This window comes from Rhodococcus sp. IEGM1339 (assembly GCF_050321925.1).
Classification (GTDB): domain Bacteria; phylum Actinomycetota; class Actinomycetes; order Mycobacteriales; family Mycobacteriaceae; genus Rhodococcus; species Rhodococcus pyridinivorans.
On sequence record NZ_JBNQFT010000002.1, the window covers coordinates 265300 to 288266 of the forward strand.

22 protein-coding genes, 2 pseudogenes and 1 riboswitch are annotated in these 22967 nt (G+C 68.7%); of the genes and pseudogenes, 12 read left to right on the plus strand and 12 right to left on the minus strand.

Annotated features, from left to right (window positions below):
- Positions 1–24 precede the first annotated feature (24 nt).
- A complete protein-coding gene (locus tag ACQR3U_RS03965; protein WP_230809750.1) occupies positions 25–1350 on the plus strand; it encodes an MFS transporter in 1326 nt (441 codons plus the stop codon).
- On the plus strand, positions 1272–2258 hold the full coding sequence (locus ACQR3U_RS03970) for an LLM class F420-dependent oxidoreductase (protein ID WP_006551691.1): 987 nt from the start codon (positions 1272–1274) through the stop codon (positions 2256–2258). Before ACQR3U_RS03965 ends, ACQR3U_RS03970 begins: the two co-directional genes overlap by 79 nt.
- 101 nt (positions 2259–2359) lie before the next feature.
- Here ACQR3U_RS03970 and ACQR3U_RS03975 read toward each other — a convergent pair whose 3' ends face one another.
- Positions 2360–3028, minus strand: coding sequence for a DUF3239 domain-containing protein (locus ACQR3U_RS03975; protein ID WP_230809751.1), 669 nt, complete (start codon positions 3026–3028; stop codon positions 2360–2362).
- 272 nt (positions 3029–3300) lie between these two features.
- Here ACQR3U_RS03975 and ACQR3U_RS03980 point away from each other — a divergent pair, with 272 nt between their 5' ends.
- Genes ACQR3U_RS03980 through ACQR3U_RS03990 form a run of 3 tightly spaced genes read left to right on the plus strand, consistent with a single transcriptional unit; the run spans position 3301 to position 7035 of the window.
- Positions 3301–4671: a CitMHS family transporter gene (locus ACQR3U_RS03980; protein WP_230809821.1), complete on the plus strand. Its 1371-nt coding sequence runs from the start codon at positions 3301–3303 to the stop codon at positions 4669–4671.
- 49 nt (positions 4672–4720) lie between these two features.
- Positions 4721–6391, plus strand: coding sequence for an ATP-binding protein (locus ACQR3U_RS03985; RefSeq protein ID WP_230809752.1), 1671 nt, complete (start codon positions 4721–4723; stop codon positions 6389–6391).
- The gene (locus ACQR3U_RS03990; RefSeq protein ID WP_230809753.1) at positions 6373–7035 is read left to right on the plus strand and encodes a response regulator; all 663 of its coding nucleotides are present in this window, start codon (positions 6373–6375) and stop codon (positions 7033–7035) included. Before ACQR3U_RS03985 ends, ACQR3U_RS03990 begins: the two co-directional genes overlap by 19 nt.
- Positions 7036–7075: 40 nt before the next feature.
- Here the strand turns inward: ACQR3U_RS03990 and ACQR3U_RS03995 are convergent, their stop codons facing one another.
- The 4 genes from ACQR3U_RS03995 to ACQR3U_RS04010 form a co-directional block, all read right to left on the minus strand.
- Positions 7076–8734 (minus strand): DNA repair helicase XPB, encoded by a 1659-nt coding sequence (locus ACQR3U_RS03995; RefSeq protein WP_230809754.1) that lies wholly within the window; start codon positions 8732–8734, stop codon positions 7076–7078.
- Positions 8735–8866: 132 nt separating this feature from the next.
- Positions 8867–9025, minus strand: coding sequence for a hypothetical protein (locus ACQR3U_RS04000; protein WP_019289943.1), 159 nt, complete (start codon positions 9023–9025; stop codon positions 8867–8869).
- Positions 9026–9048: 23 nt separating this feature from the next.
- Positions 9049–9216 carry a hypothetical protein gene (locus tag ACQR3U_RS04005; protein ID WP_230809755.1) on the minus strand — a complete coding sequence of 56 codons (168 nt, stop codon included), beginning with the start codon at positions 9214–9216 and terminating at the stop codon, positions 9049–9051.
- A 15-nt stretch (positions 9217–9231) separates the two neighbouring features.
- On the minus strand, positions 9232–9669 hold the full coding sequence (locus ACQR3U_RS04010; protein WP_152641002.1) for a hypothetical protein: 438 nt from the start codon (positions 9667–9669) through the stop codon (positions 9232–9234).
- Positions 9670–9857: 188 nt separating this feature from the next.
- Between ACQR3U_RS04010 and ACQR3U_RS04015 the strand changes: the two genes are divergently transcribed.
- The 4 genes and pseudogenes from ACQR3U_RS04015 (at position 9858) to ACQR3U_RS04030 (ending at position 13697) form a co-directional block, all read left to right on the plus strand.
- On the plus strand, positions 9858–10895 hold the full coding sequence (locus ACQR3U_RS04015) for an ABC transporter substrate-binding protein (RefSeq protein ID WP_230809756.1): 1038 nt from the start codon (positions 9858–9860) through the stop codon (positions 10893–10895).
- 23 nt (positions 10896–10918) lie between these two features.
- Positions 10919–11758, plus strand: a pseudogene (locus tag ACQR3U_RS04020) (ABC transporter permease); the annotation flags it as partial.
- Positions 11747–12313 (plus strand): annotated as a pseudogene (locus ACQR3U_RS04025) (ABC transporter ATP-binding protein); the annotation flags it as partial. The pseudogenes ACQR3U_RS04020 and ACQR3U_RS04025, both read left to right, overlap by 12 nt.
- Positions 12314–12341: 28 nt before the next feature.
- Positions 12342–13697 carry an LLM class flavin-dependent oxidoreductase gene (locus ACQR3U_RS04030; protein WP_064852751.1) on the plus strand — a complete coding sequence of 452 codons (1356 nt, stop codon included), beginning with the start codon at positions 12342–12344 and terminating at the stop codon, positions 13695–13697.
- A gap of 70 nt (positions 13698–13767) precedes the next feature.
- Here the strand turns inward: ACQR3U_RS04030 and ACQR3U_RS04035 are convergent, their stop codons facing one another.
- The gene (locus tag ACQR3U_RS04035) at positions 13768–16047 is read right to left on the minus strand and encodes a helicase-associated domain-containing protein (protein WP_006551682.1); all 2280 of its coding nucleotides are present in this window, start codon (positions 16045–16047) and stop codon (positions 13768–13770) included.
- A gap of 59 nt (positions 16048–16106) precedes the next feature.
- Between ACQR3U_RS04035 and ACQR3U_RS04040 the strand changes: the two genes are divergently transcribed.
- On the plus strand, positions 16107–16295 hold the full coding sequence (locus ACQR3U_RS04040) for a hypothetical protein (protein WP_006551681.1): 189 nt from the start codon (positions 16107–16109) through the stop codon (positions 16293–16295).
- 159 nt (positions 16296–16454) lie between these two features.
- On the opposite strand, the gene ACQR3U_RS04045 is transcribed toward ACQR3U_RS04040, so the two are convergent.
- The 3 genes from ACQR3U_RS04045 to ACQR3U_RS04055 form a co-directional block, all read right to left on the minus strand.
- Positions 16455–17036, minus strand: coding sequence for a transglycosylase family protein (locus ACQR3U_RS04045; RefSeq protein ID WP_006551680.1), 582 nt, complete (start codon positions 17034–17036; stop codon positions 16455–16457).
- A 10-nt stretch (positions 17037–17046) separates the two neighbouring features.
- Positions 17047–17187, minus strand: a riboswitch (cyclic di-AMP (ydaO/yuaA leader).
- A 321-nt stretch (positions 17188–17508) separates the two neighbouring features.
- The gene (locus tag ACQR3U_RS04050) at positions 17509–17901 is read right to left on the minus strand and encodes a YccF domain-containing protein (RefSeq protein ID WP_024103083.1); all 393 of its coding nucleotides are present in this window, start codon (positions 17899–17901) and stop codon (positions 17509–17511) included.
- On the minus strand, positions 17898–18140 hold the full coding sequence (locus ACQR3U_RS04055) for a hypothetical protein (RefSeq protein ID WP_230809757.1): 243 nt from the start codon (positions 18138–18140) through the stop codon (positions 17898–17900). The genes ACQR3U_RS04050 and ACQR3U_RS04055 overlap by 4 nt, the downstream gene beginning before the upstream one ends.
- 194 nt (positions 18141–18334) lie before the next feature.
- On the opposite strand from ACQR3U_RS04055, the gene ACQR3U_RS04060 reads away from it, so the two are divergent.
- On the plus strand, positions 18335–18742 hold the full coding sequence (locus tag ACQR3U_RS04060; protein ID WP_006551677.1) for a cold-shock protein: 408 nt from the start codon (positions 18335–18337) through the stop codon (positions 18740–18742).
- Positions 18743–18810: 68 nt separating this feature from the next.
- Here the strand turns inward: ACQR3U_RS04060 and ACQR3U_RS04065 are convergent, their stop codons facing one another.
- The 3 genes from ACQR3U_RS04065 to ACQR3U_RS04075 all read right to left on the minus strand — a co-directional run bounded on the left by ACQR3U_RS04065 (position 18811) and on the right by ACQR3U_RS04075 (position 21884).
- On the minus strand, positions 18811–19299 hold the full coding sequence (locus ACQR3U_RS04065) for a DUF2771 domain-containing protein (protein WP_230809758.1): 489 nt from the start codon (positions 19297–19299) through the stop codon (positions 18811–18813).
- Position 19300: 1 nt separating this feature from the next.
- Complete coding sequence (locus ACQR3U_RS04070; protein WP_006551675.1) at positions 19301–20977, minus strand: MFS transporter; 1677 nt, start codon at positions 20975–20977, stop codon at positions 19301–19303.
- A gap of 91 nt (positions 20978–21068) precedes the next feature.
- Entirely contained in the window at positions 21069–21884 is an 816-nt protein-coding gene (locus ACQR3U_RS04075; RefSeq protein WP_006551674.1) for a glutaminyl-peptide cyclotransferase, read from the minus strand.
- Between the two features lie 135 nt (positions 21885–22019).
- Between ACQR3U_RS04075 and ACQR3U_RS04080 the strand changes: the two genes are divergently transcribed.
- Positions 22020–22967 (plus strand): DUF3027 domain-containing protein, encoded by a 948-nt coding sequence (locus ACQR3U_RS04080; protein ID WP_230809759.1) that lies wholly within the window; start codon positions 22020–22022, stop codon positions 22965–22967.

Genomic DNA, 22967 nt, shown 5'->3' on the forward strand with positions numbered 1-22967 from the left:
GTCCGAGCCCCGAGTCGTGGCCGCATGACGGAGGGATTCGACCCGAAATCGCTGATCACCACGGTCTTCGTGCCGTCGGCTATCTTCGGGATCGGCCAGGGTGCCGGTGCCCCCGTCGTGGCACTGCTCGCGCGCGAACTCGGCGCGTCGGTGCCCGTGGCGGGGGTGGTCGTCGCACTCGTCGCGCTCGGCGCCGTGATCGGCGACCTGCCGGCGGGAAGCATCGTCGCGCGGTTGGGGGAGCGTCGCGCGATCCTCGCAGGTACCGCCCTGGGAACCGTCGGTGTCCTGGTCTCCCTCACGGCCTGGACACCGGCGGTTCTCGCCGCGGGCGCGGTGCTCACCGGGTTCGCCAACGCGGTGTGGGGTCTGGCGCGACAGAGCTATCTCGCCGAGGCCGTGCCGATCGAGCGACGAGCACGGGCCATGGCGGCCTTCGCCACGATGTGGCGACTCGGTTTCTTCCTCGGTCCGTTCCTCGGCGCCGGTGTCATCCACCTTGTGGGAGTTCGGGGCGGCCTCGCGGTACAGGCCGTGGGTGTGGTGCTGTCGGGCGTCCTCATGGCGCGGGCGCCGGACACCGGGCGACGAACGGACGCCGGAACCGGCGAGCGCACGCACACCTCGCTCGGCACGATCCTGCGACGGCACCGCCGACTGCTCGGCACACTCGGCGTCGCGTCGCTGCTGATGGGTGCGGCCAGGGCATCGCGCGAAGCGGTGCTGCCGCTGTGGGCGAGTCATATCGGACTCGACGCGGCCACCGTCTCGATCGTCTTCGGGATCGGCGGTGCCGTCGACCTGCTCTGTTCGTATCCGGCCGGGCAACTGATGGACCGGTACGGGCGACGGGCCGTCGCGGTGCCGTCGCTGCTCGTGATCGGGGTGGCCTTCCTGATCCTGCCGGTCGCCGACGACCTGGCGTCTCTCGCGGCGGTCGCGGTGGTGCTCGGCATCGGCAACGGTCTGGGCAACGGGGTGATCATGACGCTCGGTGCCGACACGGCACCACCTGCGACCCGGGCAGAGTTCCTGGCGGCCTGGCGGCTCACCCACGACACCGGCATGTTCGTCGGTCCGTTCGCCGTCGGCGCCGTCGCCACCCTGTCCCTGGCCGCCGGTGCCCTGACCGTGGGCGGTCTGGCTCTGCTCGGAGCGGCCTGCATGTTCCGCTTCGTTCCGCGATACTCGCCATGGCCGCGGCGCACACTGGAACAGGTGGCGCCGGCCGAACCGGCACTGCACAACGTCACTTCGACCCTAGGACACGTATGCGTTTCGGATTGTTCGTCCCCCAAGGTTGGCGACTGGACCTCGTCGGCATCGACCCCTCCGACCAGTGGCAGGTGATGCGCGATCTCGCGCTCCGCGCCGATCGCGGACCGTGGGAATCGATCTGGGTGTACGACCACTTCCACACCGTCCCTGCGCCCACCGACGAGGCCACCCACGAGGCATGGAGCCTCGTGTCGGCTTTCGCCGCCGTCACCGAGCGTGTGCGCATCGGCCAGATGTGTACCGCCATGGCCTATCGCAACCCCGCCTATCTCGCGAAGGTCGCGGCCACCGCCGACATCATCTCCGGCGGGCGCATCGAGATGGGGATCGGTGGCGGATGGTACGAACACGAATGGCGCGCATACGGTTACGGATTCCCGTCGCCGGGTGAGCGGCTGCGCCGACTCGACGAGGGCGTGCAGATCTTCCGACAGGCGTGGACCACGGGTTCCGCGACGTTCTCAGGTAGGCATTACACCGTCGATGGAGCCATCGTCCGCCCGCTTCCGCTGCAGGAGGGCGGTATTCCGCTGTGGATCGCCGGCGGCGGCGAGAAGGTGACCTTGAAGATCGCCGCGAAGTACGCGCAGTACACCAACTTCGACGGCACACCCGAAGGGTTCGCGCGCAAGTCGGAGATCCTGCGCGAGCACTGCGCCGAGGTCGGCACCGACTTCGACGCCATCGTGCGATCGGCCAACTACAACGTGGCGATCGGCCGCACCGAAGCCGAGGTGCAGGACCGGCTCGAGGCACTGCGGGCCCGTCTCGAACCGATCGTCGGGGCGGAGAAGGCCGACGGGGCGCTCGACGCCTTCCGGGGGATGCCCGCCGTCGGCACCCCCGAGCAGATCGTCGAGAACCTCACCGCGCTGAAGAAGCAGGGGCTCGAGTACGCGATCTTCTACGTTCCCGAGGCCGCCTACGACACCTCGGGGCTGGAACTGCTCGAGAAGGAAGTGCTCCCGCACCTCGCGTGATGCCCACTGCCCCTGAGCGCTGGAGGAGCCAGCCGTTCACGGGCCGTGTGGGTCGTCGGCCGACAATCCGGCGACCCACAACGTCCCGGGGCACGCCCCCGTCACCGCAGTTCGGGCGGCAGTTCCTTGCTCGCCAGTTCGAGGCGACGCTCGTCGGTGGCATCGACCTGGCCCACCATCTTCAGCTTGTCCTTCAGCACGCGCCACTCCACCTCGGGGATCTGCGCGACCGCGTCGGCGATGACCTTCTGATCACGGGTACCCCAGGCGATCGGCATGGGGCCGACCATCTGCCACACCCCCGAGTCGTTGCGGGTCGTGCGGTCGGAAAGGACCGCGGCACACGGCACGCGCTCACCGACCGCGATCCGGTGACCCGGCACCGCCTCCACATTGCGGGTGACCAGGGCGAAGTGCCGGCCGGACGTCTCGGGCTTGGCGATGTCGACGAGCGCGAGCAGCGTCAGCCCGCGGGCACGCTCGGCGGCGACGACGGCCGGGACGAGAGGGCTGTCGCGGTAGAGCTGTTCGATGGTCCCCACCTTGCGCGGCGCCCACAGCGCCACCCACACCGACGTCGCGGCCGCGACCGCCAGCACGGCGGCGACTATGTACGCCCAGGCTTCGCCGAGCAGGAACAGACCCACCGCACCCGCGACGCACACCAGGCCGACGAATATCGCCGACCACCGCAGACGACGGACATCCGCGAGGGTCTGGTTCACGGCCTTGGCATGGGGCAGGTCCACAGGGAAGTCGAAGCGGCGCACGCCACCAGCTTATTGGAGCCCTTGGGCCGACCACTGTCGGCCTCCGGCGGCGAGCCCGACCACGACGGGCTCGAGCAGAATGCGCACAACGGCGCTTTCGCGCGCAACGGTGACTCGGTGAGGGACGTGGCCACACACTCTGCTGTAGCAGAGATCACACAACCCTCACGGCTTCGAGCCGGACCCCCACACCAGACCTCCGGTCGCGCCCGCGACCCGTGGTCGACGTGTGCCCGGACCGGCCCCGATCACGTCAGAAAGTGGGCACCGCCATGCTCGTCGTCCTCGGCTTCCTGATGGTCGCCACGTTCATGTACCTGATCATGTCGAAACGGGCCACCCCGGTCGTCGGCCTGATCCTGATCCCGGTCGCGTTCGGCCTGATCGCCGGAGCCGGCACCGACATCGGCGACATGATCGTCGACGGCGTCGAAAGTCTCGCCCCCACAGCGGCGCTGCTGTTCTTCGCGATCATCTTCTTCGGCATCATGATCGACGTCGGCCTGTTCGACCCCCTCGTGCGGCTCATCCTGCGGCTCGTGCGCGACGACCCGGCACGACTGGTGATCGGAACCGCTGTGCTGGCGATGGTCGTCTCCCTCGACGGGGACGGGTCCACGACGTTCATCATCACCACCTCCGCACTGTTGCCGCTCTACCTGAAACTGAAGGTCAGCCCGGTCGTCCTCACCGTCGTCGCGGGCCTGGCGAACGCCACGATGAACATCATCCCGTGGGGCGGGCCGACGGTCCGTGCAGCCAGCGCGCTCGGGTTGTCCCCGTCCGACGTGTTCGTCCCGATGATCCCGTCGCTCGTCGTCGGACTCGTGGTCGTGCTGGGCTTCGCTGCTCACCTGGGCTTCGTCGAACGTCGCCGTCTCGGAAAGCTCACGTGGAAGCCCGACCTGATGCCGCTCGGCGCTGGTCCGTCCGGAGTGGGTACGACGGTCGGAAAGGGCACCGATACGACCGACGGGGAGGTCGGTCGGTTGGCTGCCGGACTCGACCCCGAACGTCCGACCCTGCGTCCGCGTCTGCTGCCCTTCAACGCGATCCTCACGGTGGCGCTGCTCGTCGTCCTCGGCCTCGACATCCTGCCGATCCCCGTGCTGTTCATGATCGCCGCCGGTATCGCGCTGGCCGTGAATTTCCCTCGCGTCGTCGATCAGTCCGCCGCGATCGCACGCCATTCGTCGAGCATCGTGTCGGTCGTCGCGATGGTGTTCGCCGCCGCCGTCCTGACCGGCGTGTTCCAAGGCACCGGCATGGTCGAATCGATGGCGTTGTGGCTCACCGGCGTCGTCCCCGACGCACTCGGCCCGTTCCTCGCCGTCATCACCGGCCTGCTCAGCATCCCGATGACCTTCTTCATGACCAACGACGCCTTCTACTTCGGGGTACTCCCGGTGCTGGCGGAGACGGCAGCGCAGTACGGCATCGAACCGGTCGAGATGGCGCGCGCATCGATCACCGGACAGCCCGTCCACATGCAGAGCCCGCTGGTCCCGGCGATTCTGCTGCTGGTGACCCTCGCCGGGGTGCCACTGGCCGACCATCACCGCAAGGTGCTGTGGCGCGCCGGAGTGGTGTCGGTCGTGATGCTCGTCGTCGGGGTGGTACTCGGGCAGATTCCGTTCGGATGAGATCGGCCCCGGGCCACACTGGACGGATGGGACGAACGGGAGCGACGCCGTGAAACTTCGCACCCAGGTACTTCTGCTCCAGTCCGCGGTGGTGGCGGTGGCACTCGGCATCGGATTCACGGTGTTCGCCACCACCACCGAGGACCGAGTCACCGACGAGCACGGTCAGCGGGCGCTCGCGATCGCACGGTCGGTGTCCGCGGACCCGACCGTGCGGGACGAGGTCGCACGCTATTCGGCCGCCGACGACGGGGTGGTTTCCCCGGACAACCCGGAACTCGCATCCGGTGCGGTGCAGGAGGCCGCCGAGGCCGTCCGCACCGCCACCGGAGCGTTGTTCGTCGTGGTCACCGACGACCAGGGACTCCGGCTCGCGCATCCCGATCCGGAACAGCTCGGCCGGAGGGTGAGCACCGACCCCACCGAGGCACTCGCCGGACGGGAGATCGTGACCAGCGAGTCGGGCACGCTCGGCGATTCGGTCCGGGCCAAGGTGCCGGTGAGCGATCCCGTCTCGGGCAGGGTGGTCGGGGAGGTGAGCGTCGGCATCGCCACCGACCGGGTGCGCGCCGACCTGCGCAGCGACCTCGCCGATGCCGTCCTGATCGCGCTCGCAGCACTCGTGTGCGGTGCTGTCGGATCGTTGCTGCTCGCCAACCGCTGGAAGCGGCTCACTCTGGGACTCGAACCCGAACAGCTCACCGAGCTGGTCCGCGAACAGGAGGTCGTGCTGCACGGGATCTCCGACGGGGTCGTCGGCACCGACGCCCGCGGTATCGTCACCGTCGTCAACGCCGAGGCGCGTCGTCTGCTCGATCTCGACGACGGAATCGGTCGCAGTGTCGACACCCTCGGAATGACCCCGCGGTTGCTCGACGTGCTGCGCTCCGCGGAGGGCATCCCGGTCGCGGCGACCACCGGCGACCGGGTCGTCGTCGCCGTTTCGCGGCGTGTGGTGCGCGATGGCCGGGATCTCGGCACGGTGATGTCGGTGCGGGACCGGACCGACATCGAGACGCTCACGCGCGAACTCGACGCGGTCAAGGCGATGAGTACGGCACTGCGGGCCCAACGGCACGAGTTCGCGAACCGGCTCCACCTGCTCGACGGACTGCTCCGCCGGGGGCATGCGGAGCAGGCGCTCGAGTACATCGAACAGATCCTCGGTTCGGGTCCGCTCGGTGAACAGCTCGAGGGCATCGACGCGATCACCGACCCGTACCTGCACGCCTTCCTCGTCGCGAAGGCCGCGCATGCGCGCGAGCAGGGAGTCACGCTCGTGCTCGGCGAGAACACGTGGGCGCACGCCACCGTGCGGGCACCCGTCGACGTCACGACGGTGCTCGGCAACCTGCTCGACAATGCGATCGAGGCGGCACGCACGAGCGGGCGCGCTCCGGCCGAGGTCGAGGTGGAACTGATGGAGGACGGTGCCGACCTGCACGTGAGTGTCGCGGACACCGGCGACGGCGTCGATCCCGCGCTGCCCGACGTCTTCGCCGAGGGCGCAACGACCCGCAGCGATCCGACGGTGCCCGGTGGCCGGGGAATGGGGCTGGCGCTGGCACGGCGCATCGCGCGGCTGCACGGCGGCGACGTCGTGCTGGCGGACCGTGGCGGGCAGCGCACGCCGGAGAATCCGACCGGGGGTGCGGTCTTCCTGGCGACGCTGCCCGGGATGCTCGACGAAAGGGACACGGGATGGGCGGAACGGATCTGAAGGTCCTCGTCGTCGACGACGACTTCCGGGTCGCCGAACTCCACGCCTCCGTGGTCTCGGGTGTGGCGGGATTCGAGGTCTGCGCGGTCGCCGGGAGCATCGCGGCGGCCCGGGACGCCGTTCGGGCCGGTCCCGTCGATCTCACCCTCGTGGACGTGTACCTACCGGACGGCTCCGGGATCGACCTGATCCGGAGCCTCGAATGCGACAGTTTCGTGCTCGGTGCCGCCGGCGAGGGCACGACGGTGCGCGCGGCACTCACCGCCGGTGCGCTGGTGTATCTGGTCAAGCCGTTCGCAAGCACCGAACTGGCCCGGCGGCTGGCGGCCTACGCGCAGTACCGCAGGGTCGTCGCGGGGGAGGAGCTCACCCAGACCGAGATCGACACGGCGCTGGCCGCACTGCGGCCGGTGTTGCCGGCCGCCCGCCCGGCACCCTCGCGTTCGATGACCGAAGAGCTCGTGATGCAGGCGCTCCGGGAATCACCGGAACCGATGTCGGCTGGGGAGGTGGCCGTGACGATCGGGGTGTCGCGCGCGACCGCACAGCGCTATCTCGCGGCGCTCGTCGCGAAGAAACGCCTGCGGATGCAGTTGCGCTACGGCACCACCGGCCGCCCCGAACAGGAATACCGGCCGCAGTGACACGAAGTCCCTGTGACGCGTCGCGCAGGGACGCTCCGCGTCAGCCGATCTGCGGTCCGAGCAGGTCGTCGGCGTCGGTGATCCGGTACGCGTAACCCTGCTCGGCGAGGAACCGCTGGCGATGCGCGGCGTATTCGGCGTCGAGGGTGTCGCGCGAGACCACGGAGTAGAAGTGGGCCTGCCCGCCGTCGTGCTTCGGACGCAGCAGCCGCCCGAGACGCTGGGCCTCCTCCTGACGCGAACCGAAGGTGCCCGACACCTGGATCGCGACCGAGGCCTCCGGCAGGTCGATGGAGAAGTTCGCGACCTTCGACACGACGAGCACCTTCAGCTCGCCCGACCGGAACCGGTCGAACAGCGCCTCGCGTTCCTTCGTCTTCGTCGAACCCTTGATGACCGGGGCGTCGAGCGCTTCACCGAGCTCGTCGAGCTGATCGATGTAGGCACCGATGATCAGTGTCGGGGCGTCCTGGTGCTGCTCGAGGATCGACTTCACGACCGGGATCTTGGTGCGCGCGGTCGAGCACAGCTTGTACCGTTCCTCGGGCTCGGCGACCGCGTACGCCATGCGCTCGGCGTCGGTGAGGGTCACGCGGACCTCCACGCAGTCGGCGGGGGCGATCCAGCCCTGGGCTTCGATGTCCTTCCACGGCGCGTCGAACCGCTTCGGGCCGATGAGCGAGAAGACGTCGCCTTCGCGTCCGTCCTCGCGCACGAGGGTCGCGGTGAGACCGAGGCGGCGGCGGGACTGCAGGTCTGCGGTCATACGGAAGACCGGCGCCGGCAGCAGGTGCACCTCGTCGTAGATCATCAGCCCCCAGTCGCGGGAGTCGAACAACTCGAGATTGCGGTATTCACCCTTCGACTTGCGGGTGATCACCTGGTAGGTGGCGATGGTGACCGGGCGGATCTCCTTCTTCTCGCCCGAGTACTCGCCGATCTCGTCCTCGGTGAGGGAGGTGCGGGCGATCAGCTCGCGCTTCCACTGGCGCCCGGCGACCGTGTTCGTCACGAGGATGAGCGTCGTCGCGCCGGCCTTCGCCATCGCGGCCGCGCCGACCATCGTCTTACCGGCACCGCACGGCAGCACCACGACACCCGAGCCGCCCGACCAGAACGAGTCGGCGGCCAGTTCCTGGTAGTCGCGCAGGTGCCAGGGGTTCGTCTCGAAGTCCAGCGAGATCGAATGGGCCTCGCCGTCGACGTACCCCGCGAAGTCCTCGGCCGGCCAGCCGATCTTCAGCAGCATCTGCTTGACGCGTCCGCGCTCGCTCGGATGCACGATCACGGTGTCGTCGTCGATGCGCGCACCGAGCATCGGGGCGATCTTCTTGTTTCTCAGGACCTCGGCGAGCACCGCCCGGTCGAGGCTGACCAGGGTCAGGCCGTGGGCGGGGTTCTTGACCAGCTGGAGGCGCCCGTAGCGGCTCATGGTGTCGACGATGTCGACGAGCAGCGCCTGCGGGACGGCGAACCGGGAATGCGAGACCAGCGCGTCGACGACCTGCTCGGCGTCGTGACCGGCGGCACGGGCGTTCCACAATGCCAGCGGCGTCACCCGGTAGGTGTGGATGTGCTCGGGGGCGCGTTCGAGCTCGGCGAACGGTGCGATCGCCTGCCGCGCCTCGTTCGCCCGGTCGTGATCGACCTCGAGGAGCACGGTCTTGTCGGACTGGACGATGAGCGGTCCGTCGGCCACGAGTGCCTCCTGTGGATGGAAAGTAGAACTTTCCCATTCTCCAGGTTCGGGCCGTACCGCGCCACCACGACGGTGTACGGCCGTGCGTTCCCCCGTGGCGGGAACGCACGGCCGACTGGTTTCACGGCGTACTCACCGTGCGAGCGACTGCCGCACCTCCATCACGCACACCAGCGCCTCGGAGATACCGGACCGGTAGCCGGCGTCTTTCTCGGAGGTGGGAGGTCTCGAATCCAGTTCCGATTCGAGTCGTTCCTGGATCTTGTCCAGGGCATGCAGCGTCCGCTTCATTCCAGTACCGATTTTCTCTTTTCTCAGGCCGGCTGTTTCATCGCGCCGGCACGCTCGTCGAGAACGAACACCCGTGCACGCGCCAAGGCGGCGCGATATCCGTGCCGCTGTGCGTCGGTGCCCGTTTCCCGACCGGACAATCCACTTATCTTGTCGGACAGCGCTTCGAGCGCTGCGATTTCGAGATCCATGGCCTGCAACCGGATTCAGCTCCGCTTCCGCTTACGAATGAACTCGCCGGCTTCGGCGGCCTTCTGCCGCTTCTCCTGACGACGTTCCTTCAGGGACTTCGCTGGCTTCTTCGAATTCTTGCCCTTGTCGGCCATTGTCACTCCATCTTCGATGAACAACCACTCGACAAGACCACACCATACGTCATTTCCCGGAAAAAGCCAGTCGCTCGAATTATTCTGTGCGCCATCCGAACACGGCGCTGAAATGTTCCGTACTCCGGTGTCCGGAGTTGATTTCACCGTGCGCTGATCCCTGTCGGGAAGTTCCGCGCGGCCGATACCGTCACCGGCGATGCTGTGCAGACAGAGGACGTCCACAGCCCGGGCGGACGGGGGAGAGCGATGGGCCGGACCGTGATCGCAGGCCGCAGTGCCTCGCGTCGCGAACACCGTGGGTGTCGTGTCGTCCACCGATCGCGGTTCCGTGGCTGTCCGCACTGTCGCTGTTCTCCGTACCGTGACCGCTGATTTCGGGACTGCGGTTTCCGGGACTGCTGTCCTCGCGGTCGGGCCCGCGCTCGGGTTCCCGCTCGTCTTCCGGTGGCGCACGTCGGCGTATTCGCGCGATGTCGCGCCCCTCACCTTCGCAAGGAGTTCTCATGATCGTGTCCTCACTCGTGCGCTCTCGAAGATCGCGCGCTCCGATCGTCGTCGCGGCCGCACTGAGCGTCGTGCTCACCGGGTGCGCCGGCGGTTCGACCGGGGGATTGTCCGCCGACGCCGAAATTCCCGAGGAGATTCCACCGGGGACGTCGTTGAGCATTGCCGTCAAGCCCACCCGTATCCAGCTCGAAGCGACCGGTCGTATCGACGAGTTGCCGTTCACGGTGTCGGACTGGCCCGACGTCTCGGCCGGTCCCGACGTCATCCAGGCGTTCCGCGGCGACGCCGTCGACCTCGCGGTCAATGCGGCGATTCCTCCCATCCAGGCCCGTGCCACCGGGCTCGACGCCAGGATCGTCGCCGTACGCGAGAAGGATTCGCCGCAGTACTCGCTCGCGACGGCACCCGGTCCAGACATCGATTCGTTGGACGACCTGCGCGGCAGGAAGATCGCGTTGTCGCCGGGGCAGGCCCAGGGTGTCGTCGTGCTCCGGACGCTGAAGTCGGCCGGAATCGGTCTCGACGAGGTGGAATTCGTCGAACTACCGAGCACGCAGTTCCTCACGGCGCTCCAGGCGAAACAGGTCGACGTCGCACCGCTGGTGGAACCTACCCTCACGAAGTACCTGAACCAGTACGAAACCGAGGGCGCGCGAGGGGTGTTCACGCCCGAGGTCGACGCGTTGAGTGTTCTGTGGGCTCCGGTGTCCGTGCTCGAGGATCCTGCGAAGGTCGCGGCGATCAAGGAATTCATCCCGTTGTGGGCACAGGGTGACGTCTGGGCGTGGGAGAACCGGGACGAGTGGATTCGGAAGTACTACGTCGAGAGCGAGGGGGTGTCGTACGAGGACGGCAGGCGGATGGTCGAAACCGTCGGCCAGAAACCGGCATATCCCACCGACTGGGACTCCGCGATCGAATGGACGCAGGAGACCTCGGAACTGCTCGATGAGGCCGGATGGTTCGACGAGTTCGACGTCGAGCAGATCTTCGATCGCAGATTCGAAACGATTGCCGCGGAGTCGGTTCCGTAGGAGTACCGGAAGGGGTCGGATTCGTGACCAGCACACTGACACGGCCGGTGGAGGTCGGCGCCCGCCCACTGGACCCCACCGATCAGCCACCGACGGAGGGGATCAGGCCGCTCCGGCGGCTCGGTCTCCGCAAGGCCGTCCCGTTCTCGCGCATGACCGGCGTGGTTCTGCTGCTCGTCGTGTGGGCGATCGGGTCGGGTGCCGGATGGATCGACGACCGCAAGCTCTCCGCTCCCTGGACCGTGGTGACCAGCGCGGTCGAACTCGTCGCGGAAGGAACTCTGCAACAACACATCCTGGCATCGTTGAGCCGTGCCGTGCTGGGCTTCGTGATCGGATGTGTCATCGGCACCGCGCTCGCGCTCGCATCCGGCCTGACGCGCACCGGTGAAGCACTGATCGACGGCCCTGTGCAGTTCAAGCGTGCGATCCCGACGCTGGGTCTCATCCCGCTGCTGATCCTGTGGCTCGGCATCGGCGAGACCTTCAAGATCACGGTGATCGCACTCGGGACGGTCGTGACCATCTACATCCAGACGCACAACGCTCTCGCGGCCCTCGAACAGCGCTACGTCGAACTCGCCGAGGTCCTCGCTCTCACTCGCGCACAGTTCGTGTGGAAGGAGGTGCTGCGAGGAGCGCTGCCCGGATTCTTCCTCGGTCTGCGCCTGGCGGTGACCGGTGCGTGGCTCACCCTGATCGTGGTCGAGAGCATCAACGCCGTGAGCGGCCTGGGCAAGATGATGTTCAACGCCCAGAACTACGGTCAGCCGGACGTCATCCTCGTCGGATTGCTCGTCTACGGCATCTTCGGTCTGGCATCCGACGCCGGTCTCCGGTTGGTCGAGCGTCGGGCGCTCGCCGGCCTCGACTACGACGTGGAGATCCGGGGCAGCGCCCTCGCGGTACCGGAGAAGGTCTCCGTCGCCTTCCAGGACTCCCGCCTGCTGCCCTGGCTGCGCGTGCTCGACAACGTCACGCTCGGGCTCGACAGGCAGGGCAGGAGCCGGGGATCCGAGATGCTGGCCGAGGTCGGCCTGGCCGGGCGCGAGGACGCCTGGCCGCTCGAACTCTCGGGCGGGGAGCAACAGCGTGTCGCGCTGGCCCGGGCCCTGGTGCGGGAGCCGCAGTTGCTGCTCGCCGACGAGCCGTTCGGCGCGCTCGACGCCCTGACCCGCATCAGGATGCACGGACTGCTCGACGACCTCGTCCGCGCGCACCGTCCCACCGTGCTGCTCGTGACTCACGACGTCGACGAGGCGATAGTGCTCGCCGATCGGATCGTCGTGCTGGACGAAGGGCGCCTCGCCGTCGACTGCCACGTGGATCTCGACAAGCCCCGTTACATCACGGATCCCGGTTTCCGGGACATCCGTGAAGACCTCCTCACCGCCCTCGGTGTCATCACGCAACTGTGACGAAAGACCTTTCACGACAGGAGAAGACATGACCGATCGTCGATTGCACCTCAACGCCTTCCTCATGCCCGTCGGCCATCACGAAGCGGCCTGGCGTCTGCCGGAGAGCGACCCGAACGCGAATCTCGACATCCAGCACTACATCTCGCTCGCCCGCACCGCCGAGCGTGGCAGGTTCGATTCGGTGTTCCTCGCCGACAGCCCCGTGCTGTTCGCGAATCCCGAACGGCGTCCGAGCGGCAAGCTCGAACCCACGATCATCCTCACCGCGATCGCGACGGCCACCGAGCGGATCGGTCTCATCGGGACCGCGTCGACGACCTACAACGAGCCCTACAACCTCGCGCGTCGATTCGCATCGCTGGATTTCGTCAGCGGGGGACGGGCCGGCTGGAACATCGTCACTACCGCCGGTGACGACGCCGCTCGCAATTTCGGTCTCGACGGCGTGCCGGCGCACAAGAGCCGCTACGCGCGGGCCGCCGAGTTCGTCGAGGTGTCGACCAAGCTGTGGGACAGCTGGGAGGACGACGCGATCGTCGCCGACAAGGAGGCGGCGATCCACGCCGACTCCGCGAAGGTCCACACCTTCGAACACGAGGGAGAGTTCTTCTCGGTGGCCGGACCGCTCAACGTGCCGCGGTCGCCGCAGGGCTATCCGCTGCTCGTGCAGGCGGGCTCGTCGGAGAACGGCAAGGACTTCGCCGCGCTGTACGCCGAGGCGATCTTCACTGCTCAGCCCACCTTCGAGGAGGGCAAGGCGTTCTACGACGACGTGAAGGATCGGGTCGGCAAGGTCGGCCGCGACCCGCGGCAGGTGCTGATCCTCCCGGGCATCGTGCCCGTCATCGGCGATACGGAGAATGAGGCACGCGAACTCGACGCCGAACTGGCCCGGCTGATCTCGCCCGAGTACGCGCGCCACCAGCTCGCCGACCGGTTCGGGTTGCGGCCGGAGCAGCTTCCGCTCGACGAGCCGCTGCCGGAGAACCTGCCGTCCGAGGACGAGATCGAGGGAGCCAAGAGCCGGTACACGCTCATCGTGCAGCTCGCGCGACGGGAGAACCTCACGGTGCGGCAGCTCATCGAACGACTGGGCGGCGGTCGCGGCCATCGAACCTTCGCGGGCACGGCCGAGCAGGTGGCCGACACGATCGAGCACTGGTTCCACAGCGGCGCGGCCGACGGCTTCAACATCATGCCCGCCGTGCTGCCGTCGGGGCTCGAGAAGTTCGTCGACGGTGTGGTGCCGATCCTGCAGGAGCGCGGTCTGTTCCGCACCGAGTACACCGAATCCACCCTGCGTGGGCACTACGGGCTCCCACGGCCGGAGAACCAGTTCACCGTCGGCGGGGCGTTCGTGGGGTTCGCGACGCAGCGCTGAGCCTCTCCGCCCACGGGCCGGTGGTGGGCGGTTCCAGGCGATGCTCGATCAACCGCACCCGGGTCCGTCGTCAGTCGACCAGCGCCACCGACGTGACGCGGTGCAGGACGAAGCTGCGCACCGAGCCGGTCGCCGGGTCGAAGGCCTGCACCTGCCCGCCGCCCACCGACACCGGGTCGACGATGCGGCGCGTCGCCACACCCTGAGCGTCGACGTAGCCGAGGGTGACGCTGCGCTTGCCGTGCACGGCCAGTTGCAGCAGCGCGAGCGTCGCCGCACCGCCGGACCGGCTGCCGTCACCACGTGCCGAGGCCGTCGGTGTCGCGGACTCCGCACGGTCGCCGGCGCGCAGCGTGCGCACGAGGGTGTCGAGCTGCTCGTCGCTCGGCGCGGTGGGCCCGGCATAGCGGGCCCGGGCACGCGGCATCGCGACGCGGGCACCCCGGGGCCGTAGATCCACGATCGCTCCCGATGCGTCCTCCCCGGCGGGAGCGAAACCAGCGGCGCGCAGCTCGGTGAGCACCTCGGCAAGAGGCGCCTGCGAGATCGCGACGGTCGGGGCGACCGCGCGCAGGGCGAGCGTGGCGGCGACCGGGGCGGACAGTACCTCGGTGAGCAGAGCCGGATCGTCGGCGCGGACGAAGGACGTCGCCACACCGGCCCGCAGGCGTCCGTGGCGACGCGCGACGTCGTCGATCAGGTAGGTGAGCGACTGCGGCACCGGGGTGCGCGAATGCGTCGCGAACAGGCCGTGCAGGTCGCTCGCGCCGAGCCCGGCGTCGAGCGCGCGCCGGATACTGCTCTCGCCGATCCGGTAGACGGTCGCGGCACCGGCCGATTCGACGTCGGCGACGAGCGCGATCCGCTCGCCGAGTTCGGGGACGAGCGGTCCGGGGGCGACGACCGTGAGGTCGGCCTGGACGAGCACGTAGTCGACGGGTTCGGGGAGCACCGCTGCCATCTCGGCCTCGGCGTCGCCGCCGTGCAGCAGCGCCTTGCCCGGCGACGCGAGCATGCCGTGCGCGACGAGACCGAGTGTCGTCGCCTCGCGCACGGTCTCCACGACGCTCGTCGTGTCGAAGCGACTCGCCCAGCGAGGACGACGCCACGCCGCAGCGGTACGCAGGTCGGCGACGTCCGTGCCCGCCGCCGGCACGTCGGAGAGGGCGTCGAGCAGCAACCGTCGGTCGCGGGCGGCAGTAGGGGACTTCACCTCGTCGGACAGCGCGGCGACCGGCTTGTCGTTCTGGTCGCGCCGGCCGATCAGCCAGGGCCGGCGCGGCAGATCGAGCCAGGCACCGGCGAGCACGGCCCAGCGGTAGGCGGGGGAGGACGCGAGCCACGCGTCGGTGGCGGTGGTCGGTGCCCAGTGATCGTCGTCCCCCGGTGTCGGCGGATCGGGGAGGCCCCGCGCGATCAGACCGGCACCCGCGAGGACCTCGACGACGAGCGCCGTCTCGTCGTCGTCGAGTCCGACCGCCTTCCCGATGCGATGCAGTTCGCGGACACCGAGCCCACCGGCCTTGAGGACGGGGGCGGCTTGCGCACCGAGGGTGTCGAGAACGTCTTCGCAGTGCCGCAGCAGTTCGAGGGCGGCGCCGCCGGCGGTCGCATTGACGTCGGCGGTCGATCGGGTGGGTTTCGGTGCGCGCGGGGGAGCGAGCGCCGCCGGATCGAAGGGAGCGTCGTCGCGCAGTGCCTGGCCCACCCGGTGGGGGAGTTCGACGGTCTCGTCGTCGATGCGGAAGAGCAGTCCGGCGGCGAGCAGTTTCTGCACGGGCCGGTCGGCGGGGGTGTCCGGTGCGGCGTCGCGGGTCCGACCGATCGGGGACGTACGCGACAGGGTGTCGAGGATGCTGCGCTGCTCGGGCGGAAGAGCCGCGAGGAGGTCGTCGAGCTCCTGCCGGGACGGTCCGGTGACGTCGCCGGTGCGTCCGACGCGCCACGGAACGGCGTCCACGGCGGCGGCGACGAGACGCAGTTCGTCGGTGGACCCCCACACGAGCAGCAGCGAGCGCAGGGTGGACAGGATCCGGTCGAGATTCCTCGCGCTGATGCGGCCGGAGACCTCGTCGAGCACGGCGGCGCGGGAGACGGGGGTGTCCACCGCTCCGAGACGGGCCAGCACCTCGATGATCCCGAAGGCGGCGGTGTCGAGTTCGTCGGCCGCACGGAACACCGAGGCGCGTTGCTGAGCCCGGCTCGCGAGCACGTTCATGCTCGCCGGTGGCGGCACTACGAGATCCGGACGGGCGCGCAGCGTGGCGGCCAGATCCGTGTCGCGTCGACCTGCCAGCCAGCGGGCGAGGGAGTCCGAGGCGGTGTCGGGAGCGGGCGTGGTCGGGGACATCCCCTCCAGATTAGAGACCTGCGGTAGCAGGCCCCGAACACACCTGCCAAAATGAGCGCATGGCTACCTCTTCGAAAAAGCATTACGTCGACCACGGATGGCCCGAGCTGGCCGACGGTGAGCACGCTGTCACCGAACTGTCGTCCACGCGTTCCGGTCCGCTCTCCCCGTACGGTGAGGACACCGTGTTCCCGTTGCCGGTCGAGGACCTGCCCTACACGCATCCGAAGACGGTGATCAACCGCTGATCCGATCGCGGATCACCGAACAGACTCTTCCGTACGGCGCCCGGTCCCTTCGTGGGGGCCGGGCGTCGTCGTGTGTGAGGGATGAACGAAGGTCGTCCGCATATGCGGAAGGGCCTCGCACCGTGAACGGTGCGAGGCCCTTCCGGGATGTTCGGGGTGTTACTGCGGGAGCACCGCGCGAACGGCGTCCAGGATGTTCGGGTCGAGCTCGACACCGGCGTCCTGGAGTGCGGTGACGCCCTGCTCGAAGCCGGCCAGGATGCCCTGGACCTCGGCGGGGACAGCGGGGGTCTCCGGAAGCTGCGGGACAGCGTTCTGGATGGCCGGCGCAGGGGTCTCGGCGGGCGCTGCGTCGACGGAGCGCTGCGTGGGCGCGCTCGACAGGCCGAGGCTCGACGAGCAGGAGGGCCATGCGCCCCAGCCCTGGCCGGCGAGGACACGCTCGGCGACGGCGATCTGCTGCTCGCGGCTGGCCTGGCTGGCCGAGGCGGCGTATTCCTGGCCGCCGTAGGCGTTCCAGGTGCTCGGCGAGAACTGCAGGCCACCGTGGTAGCCGTTGCCGGTGTTGATTCCCCAGTTGCCGCCGGACTCGCACTGTGCGAGGCGGTCCCAGTCGGAGTCGGGGGCGGCAGCGGCCGTGCCGCTGAACGCGACACCCGTGACGCCGAGGACTGCGCCCGTCAGCGCGAACTTCGCGACGGTACGACCGGTATTGGTGGGCTTGCGATGGCGTCCGCTCATGTCGGTTCCGTGTTCCTCTCCGTACGCACCTACGAGGTCAGCTGTCGGGTTCGGGCTGAAGAGGTCGCCCGGCCGTGTCGCTCCGTTGGGAGCGCCTTCGGCTTCACCCCGAGGACCGTCGCGCTTGCGTCGGCCCGGGCCTCCTGGACACCGTCCGGCTGTGGGCCGATCGGTTCCTGGGAGACCGGTGGGTCCCCCGTTTCCTGTCCCCTGTGGATCGTTCGTCGGGACTTCCGGAACCACGGGACAGGAATTTGGCGCGGCGGTTCCGGACCGGTCGAGCCAGGCGGTTCGACCGGACATGACGGTAACGGTTCCGAGGGCGAAGTGTCACCAATTGATAACGCGCCGATTCGTGTGGCGACAGACGTGTGTGGCGCGGACCAGGGAATGAAGTCCCAGGTAGTGGGGTCCGGGTACCCGAAATTTCGTTTCGAGCCCTGCTCGTTATCGGCTCGTTATGTGAGAAAGATCACATGTAACTCGGGCGGGCATCCACAGGAACGATCTCCTTCCCCAGGGGCATCAGGGAGATCGGGATCATCTTCAGGTTGGCGACGGCGAGCGGGATGCCGATGATCGTGACGGCCATGGCGAGCGCGGTGGCGATGTGGCCGAGGGCCAGCCAGATACCGGCCACCAGGATCCAGATGACGTTGCCGATCAGCGACATGGTGCCGGCCGTCGGCTTGTCGACCGTCGTCTTGCCGAACGGCCAGAGCGCGTAGATACCGATCCGGAACGACGCGATGCCGAACGGGATGGTGATGATGAGGATGCAGCAGATCAGACCTGCCGCGAAGTAGCCGAGCGCGAGCCACAGCCCGCCGAAGATCAACCAGATGATGTTGAGCAGGATCCTCATGTCCGGTCTCCGTTCCGAGCGCGCCGGCCCGAGCGCAGCGCGAAGGCGATGGCGAGGGCGAAACCCAACGGCCATGCGAGGGTCACCAGATACAGCGCGAGTCCGGGCGTGCCGTCGGTGACCGCCGGAATGAGGAAGATGGCGACGACCGCCACCACACCGACGACGAAGCAGGCGATCGCGGCTTTCAGGAGGCCGTTACGCGGGGCGGCAGACGAATCCGAAGATGAAGTACCCACGTGACCACGGTAGTCGCCGCAAGGACGAACGGTGACGTCCGGGAGCGGGAAGACGATTCGGGGGCGGACCCACCTCTGCGGGTACACTGACAGGTGTCTACGCGTCCCGCTCGACCGAGCCGGGGCGCGTTGTTTTGCATGGTAAACGGGTTGCCCCGCTGTGGGGCACAGCTTTCGAGGAGCAGGTGAGCGCGGTGCCGACCGGCAAGGTGAAGTGGTACGACGTCGAGAAGGGCTTCGGCTTCCTGTCCCAGGACGAGGGTGAGGACGTCTACGTCCGCGCCTCGGCACTGCCGGAGGGAGTGGAAGCGCTCAAGCCCGGTCAGCGCGTCGAGTTCGGTATGGCGGTGGGCCGCCGGGGTCCGCAGGCGCTGAAGGTCGAGCTCCTCGAGCAGCCCACGTTGCGGCAGGGTCGCCGCGAGGCTCCCGCCCAGCAGAAGCGCCGCGCGCCGGACGAACTGCACGGCATGGTCGAGGACATGATCAAGCTGCTCGAAGCAGCGGTCCAGCCCGATCTGCGGCGCGGGCGTTACCCCGACCGCAAGACCGGGCAGCGCATCTCCGAGGTCATGCGGGCGATCGCGCGCGAGCTCGATCACTAGGGACGAACCACGACGGGCCGTCCTCGCCGTGTGCGAGGACGGCCCGTCGTCGTATGCGGGGTCGGGACTCAGAACGTCTTGACGGCCCACACGGCGTGCGCGATCGGTTCACCGGCCTCGTCGACGACGGCCGACGGCAGCTGGATCTCCACTCCGAGCAACTGCAGCTCCGGGGAGCTCTCCACGGTGAGGGCACGGCGTGCACCGGCCTCGAACATCGCGCCGTCGATGTAGGTCTGCCCGGTCTGCGTGTCGCCGTAGACGGTGAGGATGCGCCACGGAGCATCGGCGATCTCGTTCGGAAGCGACAGCTGCAGCGGGTAGCCGGCCGGCACGTCGAGCTGACCGATCGGGTTCTCCACGCAGTCCTCGAGATAGAGATTGCAGTGCTGCGCGGGATCGACCGTCACGGTCTTTCCCCGTGCGTACGCGGTGATGGTGGGGAGCGTGGGCTCGGCCGAATCGACCAGTTTCCACACCGTGGCGGCGACTCCCGCTACCACGACCACCAGGGCCACCAGCAGCAGCGCGAGAGTCTTCTTCGTCCGGGCCTGCAACTCAACTGTTCCAATCTTCGGTGGGGGATCCACCGGCGCGCCTCCGCCCGGCAGCCGTCTCGGTGGAGACGCGTTCGGGTCGACGGCCGCCGAATCCCGGCAGCAATGTCCCCCCACGGTATGTCAGCACCGTCTGCGCGAATCCGAGAACCAGCACGACGGAGACCACAGCGAACCCGAGCCACAGTTCGGTCGGCAACAGCACACCCATCGCTCCGCCGAACACCCAGCTGAGCTGGAGAACCGTCTCGGACCTGCCGAATCCGGACGCGATCGACTCCTCGGGAAGGTCCTGCTGGAGCGATGCGTCGAGCGAGACCTTGGCCAGCGCGCTGGCGCACGCCGCCACGAGCGCCGCCAGCGCGGCGGCCAGGACGTTGCCGGTCGCAGCGACGACGGCGGACACGACGACGACCGCGGCGGTGCACCGCACGACGATGAGAGCGGGCCGTCCGAGCGCGAGTCGCGCTCCGGTCGCGTTGCCCGCGAAGTTGCCGACCGCGGCGGCGGCACCGACACCACCGAGCATCGCGGCCTGCATGAGCGGATCCTGTCCGGTGGTGTTCTTCGCGACGAACGCCATGAATAAGGTCAGGAAGCCGGTGAGGATGCGGATCGTGCCGTTGCCCCACAGTCCGGTCACCACCGCCCGTCCCAGCGGCTGCTTCCGTTTCCCGGACTTGGTGACGATCACCTCGGTCACGGTGTCGGCGTTCAGCACCTCGGTGCGCGCGTCGGAGCGGTGGTACGACAGCGTCGCCGGCACCTCACCCTCGGTGACCTCGACCCAGGCGGGGATACGCATGCTCAGATAGGCGCCGAATGCGGTAATCCCGGCGCACAGCCACAGTGCGCCCGACGAACCGAATGCCCATGCCGCGGCCGCCGCGATCGCGCCGGCACCGATCGTGCCGCCGACCAGGCCGAAGACCGTCAACCGGGAGTTCACCCGCACCAGATCGATCTCCGGTGGCAGGACTCTGGGTGTCACCGCGGATTTGAGCACCGCGAACGATTTGCTCAGCACCATCATGCCGAGCGCCGCCGGATACAACAGCCAGCTGTCGAAGTTGAACACCAGCACTACCGCGAGCACCGTGCGCAGCGCGAAGGACGTCGCCAGCGCGACGCGACGACCGTGCTGCAACCTGTCGAGCAGCGGCCCGATGAGCGGGGCGATGATCGCGAACGGCGCGATCGTGATGAGCAGATACAGCGCGACCTTCGTCCTGTCCTCACCGGTGGCCGCCGAGAAGAACAGGGTGTTCGCGAGCGCGACGGCGATGGCCGCGTCGGAGGCGAAGTTCGCCATCGTCGCGTAGGTGAGCGCCGTCAGGCCCGACTTGTCGGCGCCGTCGGCCGTGGCCGCTCGGCGGAAGGTCGCGATGCCCTTCGAGGTGAGTTCGCGGCTGCGCAGGGCCGCGACCCGCGTCACCGTCAGTTTCCGCGGCATGCGCGGAGCGCGCGGTGAGTCGGTCTCGGACGAGGACTCCGCCCGACCGGCCGCCGACGCACCCGGCGGTCGGCGCGGATGGTCGACGGGATGCAGGGGCGGCAGGGGAGTGCGACGGCCCGAGACGCGGCGCGGAGGCGGATAGTTGCTGTACCCCGGATGCTGCGAACCCGGGACACGGCCGTCCGCTCCCTCGGGGGCGGGTCGCTCGTCCGGTTCGGTCACGTCTTCGATTCTTCCCCACGCGATAGCGGCTGTAACACAAGGGCGGCACGTGGCCCGAGTGACGCGTGCCGCGATCGGTATGCCACCCGGATCACTCCACGAAACGCACTTCGAACAGCGTCGGCCAGTACTTGCCCGTCACCAGGAACCGATCGGTCCCGGGGATCCGTGCGATGCCGTTGAGGACGTCCACATCGGCTCCCGCGGGCAGCCGATCACGCAGCGGAGCCGCGTCGACCCGGGCCTCCACACGGCCCGAGGCCGGATCGATCAGCACGATCTCGTCCGTCTGCCACACGTTCGCCCAGACCCTGCCGTCCTCGGCGCACTCGAGTTCGTTGAGCTTCGACACGGCACGTCCGTCCCGGTGCACGGTGACGCGCCCGAGTTCGTCGAAGGTGACGGGGTCGCGGAAGATCAGCTCGGCCGAGCCGTCGCTCATCACCAGACGGCCGGGTTGCGCGCACAGCCCCCAGCCCTCGCCGTCGTAGTCGACCCGGCGCTTCTCGAGCAGGGTGTCGCGATCGCGGAGGACGGCCGTGCCGTCCTTCCAGGTCAGCTGCCACACCTCGTCGCCGACCACGGTGATGCCCTCACCGAAGAGGTCGTCGAGGACGGGTTCGCGGGTGCGCTCGGTCTCGGCGAGGGTGACGGTCCCGCCGTCGAGGTCGACCTCTCGGGCCGACACCCACGAGCGCCCGGCCCGGCCGGTGCCTTCGAGCAGTTCGCCCTCGTCGATCTCGAGGCCCTGGGTGAACGCCTCCGGATCGTGGGGGTGCGTGGCGACGACTTCCACACCGAGTTCGGTGGCGGGTGGACCGGGTTCGGCGACGAGATCGTCGCCGCATCCGGCGGTGGTGACGCAGACGACCGTCGCGACCGCGGCCGAGAGGAGAAGACGGGGCACGCGCCCATCCTGCACCTCGCGTGTGAGCGGTGCCTGTACGACCTTCCGCGACCCGCAGGCGCCGGAGCAGACAGGTCAGGCAGAATGGGGGTCGTGAGTGTTGCCTCTGCTTCCACTTCCCGAGGAACGAACCCCGTGGTCGATCCGGCGGTGCGTTCCGTGCTCGCCGACGCCGTCGACCTCGCTCGGGCCGCACTCGACGAACTCGGAGACGGTGGAGTCGGCGCCTATCTGGGCGTGACGCCCGAGGACGAGTGCTCGGCCACCCATCGTTTCGCCTCGGAGCTGCCGGGTTACCGCGGTTGGCAGTGGGCCGTCGTCGTGGCCGCCGCCCCGGATTCGGATCGGGTGACTGTGAGCGAACTCGTGCTCCTGCCCGGTCCCGACGCGCTCGTCGCCCCCGCGTGGGTGCCGTGGAGCGAGCGGATCCGTCCCGGCGATCTGGGTCCCGGCGACCTGCTGGCTCCCGCTCCCGACGACGTGCGCCTGGTTCCCGGCTACATGCTGTCCGGCGACCCCGAGGTCGATGAGACCGCCCTCGAGATCGGGCTGGGCCGCAAGCAGGTCATGAGTCTGGAAGGTCGCCTCGAGGCAGCACAGCGCTGGTTCGACAGCGAATACGGTCCCGACTCGGAGATGGCGAAGGCCGCTCCGTCCTCGTGCCGCCTGTGTGGTTTCTATCTTCCGCTGGCCGGATCGCTGCGTGCGGCCTTCGGCGTCTGCGGCAACGAGTTCGCCGCCGACGGTCACGTCGTGCACGCCGAGTACGGATGCGGCGCGCATTCCGACACGACCCTGCCCACCGGCGCCGGTTCGCCGATCTACGAGGCGTTCGACGATTCGGCAGTGGAGGTCGTCGAGGTCGGACCGGCCGGCTCGGCGCCTGCGGAGTCCGCGACCACCGAGGTCGTGAGCACCGAGGTCGTGAGCGCCGAGGTCGTGAGCGCCGAGGTCGTGAGCACCGAGTCCACGCCGACCGATTACACGGACGAGCTCGCCCCCGAGTCGTCTGCCCCCGAGTCGTCTGCCCTCGAGTCGTCAGCGTCCGAGCCGTCCCCGTCCGAGTCGGAACAGACCGACTGA

Excerpts from the sequence above, each read along its gene's own strand:
- ACQR3U_RS03965 (WP_230809750.1), top strand. The coding sequence starts at position 25 with ATGACGGAGGGATTCGACCCGAAATCGCTGATCACCACGGTCTTCGTG.
- ACQR3U_RS03970 (WP_006551691.1), top strand. The coding sequence starts at position 1,272 with ATGCGTTTCGGATTGTTCGTCCCCCAAGGTTGGCGACTGGACCTCGTC.
- ACQR3U_RS03980 (WP_230809821.1), top strand. The coding sequence starts at position 3,301 with ATGCTCGTCGTCCTCGGCTTCCTGATGGTCGCCACGTTCATGTACCTG.
- ACQR3U_RS03990 (WP_230809753.1), top strand. The coding sequence starts at position 6,373 with ATGGGCGGAACGGATCTGAAGGTCCTCGTCGTCGACGACGACTTCCGG.
- ACQR3U_RS04000 (WP_019289943.1), bottom strand. The coding sequence starts at position 9,025 with ATGAAGCGGACGCTGCATGCCCTGGACAAGATCCAGGAACGACTCGAA.
- ACQR3U_RS04005 (WP_230809755.1), bottom strand. The coding sequence starts at position 9,216 with ATGGATCTCGAAATCGCAGCGCTCGAAGCGCTGTCCGACAAGATAAGT.
- ACQR3U_RS04015 (WP_230809756.1), top strand. The coding sequence starts at position 9,858 with ATGATCGTGTCCTCACTCGTGCGCTCTCGAAGATCGCGCGCTCCGATC.
- ACQR3U_RS04030 (WP_064852751.1), top strand. The coding sequence starts at position 12,342 with ATGACCGATCGTCGATTGCACCTCAACGCCTTCCTCATGCCCGTCGGC.
- ACQR3U_RS04035 (WP_006551682.1), bottom strand. The coding sequence starts at position 16,047 with ATGTCCCCGACCACGCCCGCTCCCGACACCGCCTCGGACTCCCTCGCC.
- ACQR3U_RS04040 (WP_006551681.1), top strand. The coding sequence starts at position 16,107 with ATGGCTACCTCTTCGAAAAAGCATTACGTCGACCACGGATGGCCCGAG.
- ACQR3U_RS04045 (WP_006551680.1), bottom strand. The coding sequence starts at position 17,036 with ATGAGCGGACGCCATCGCAAGCCCACCAATACCGGTCGTACCGTCGCG.
- ACQR3U_RS04050 (WP_024103083.1), bottom strand. The coding sequence starts at position 17,901 with ATGAGGATCCTGCTCAACATCATCTGGTTGATCTTCGGCGGGCTGTGG.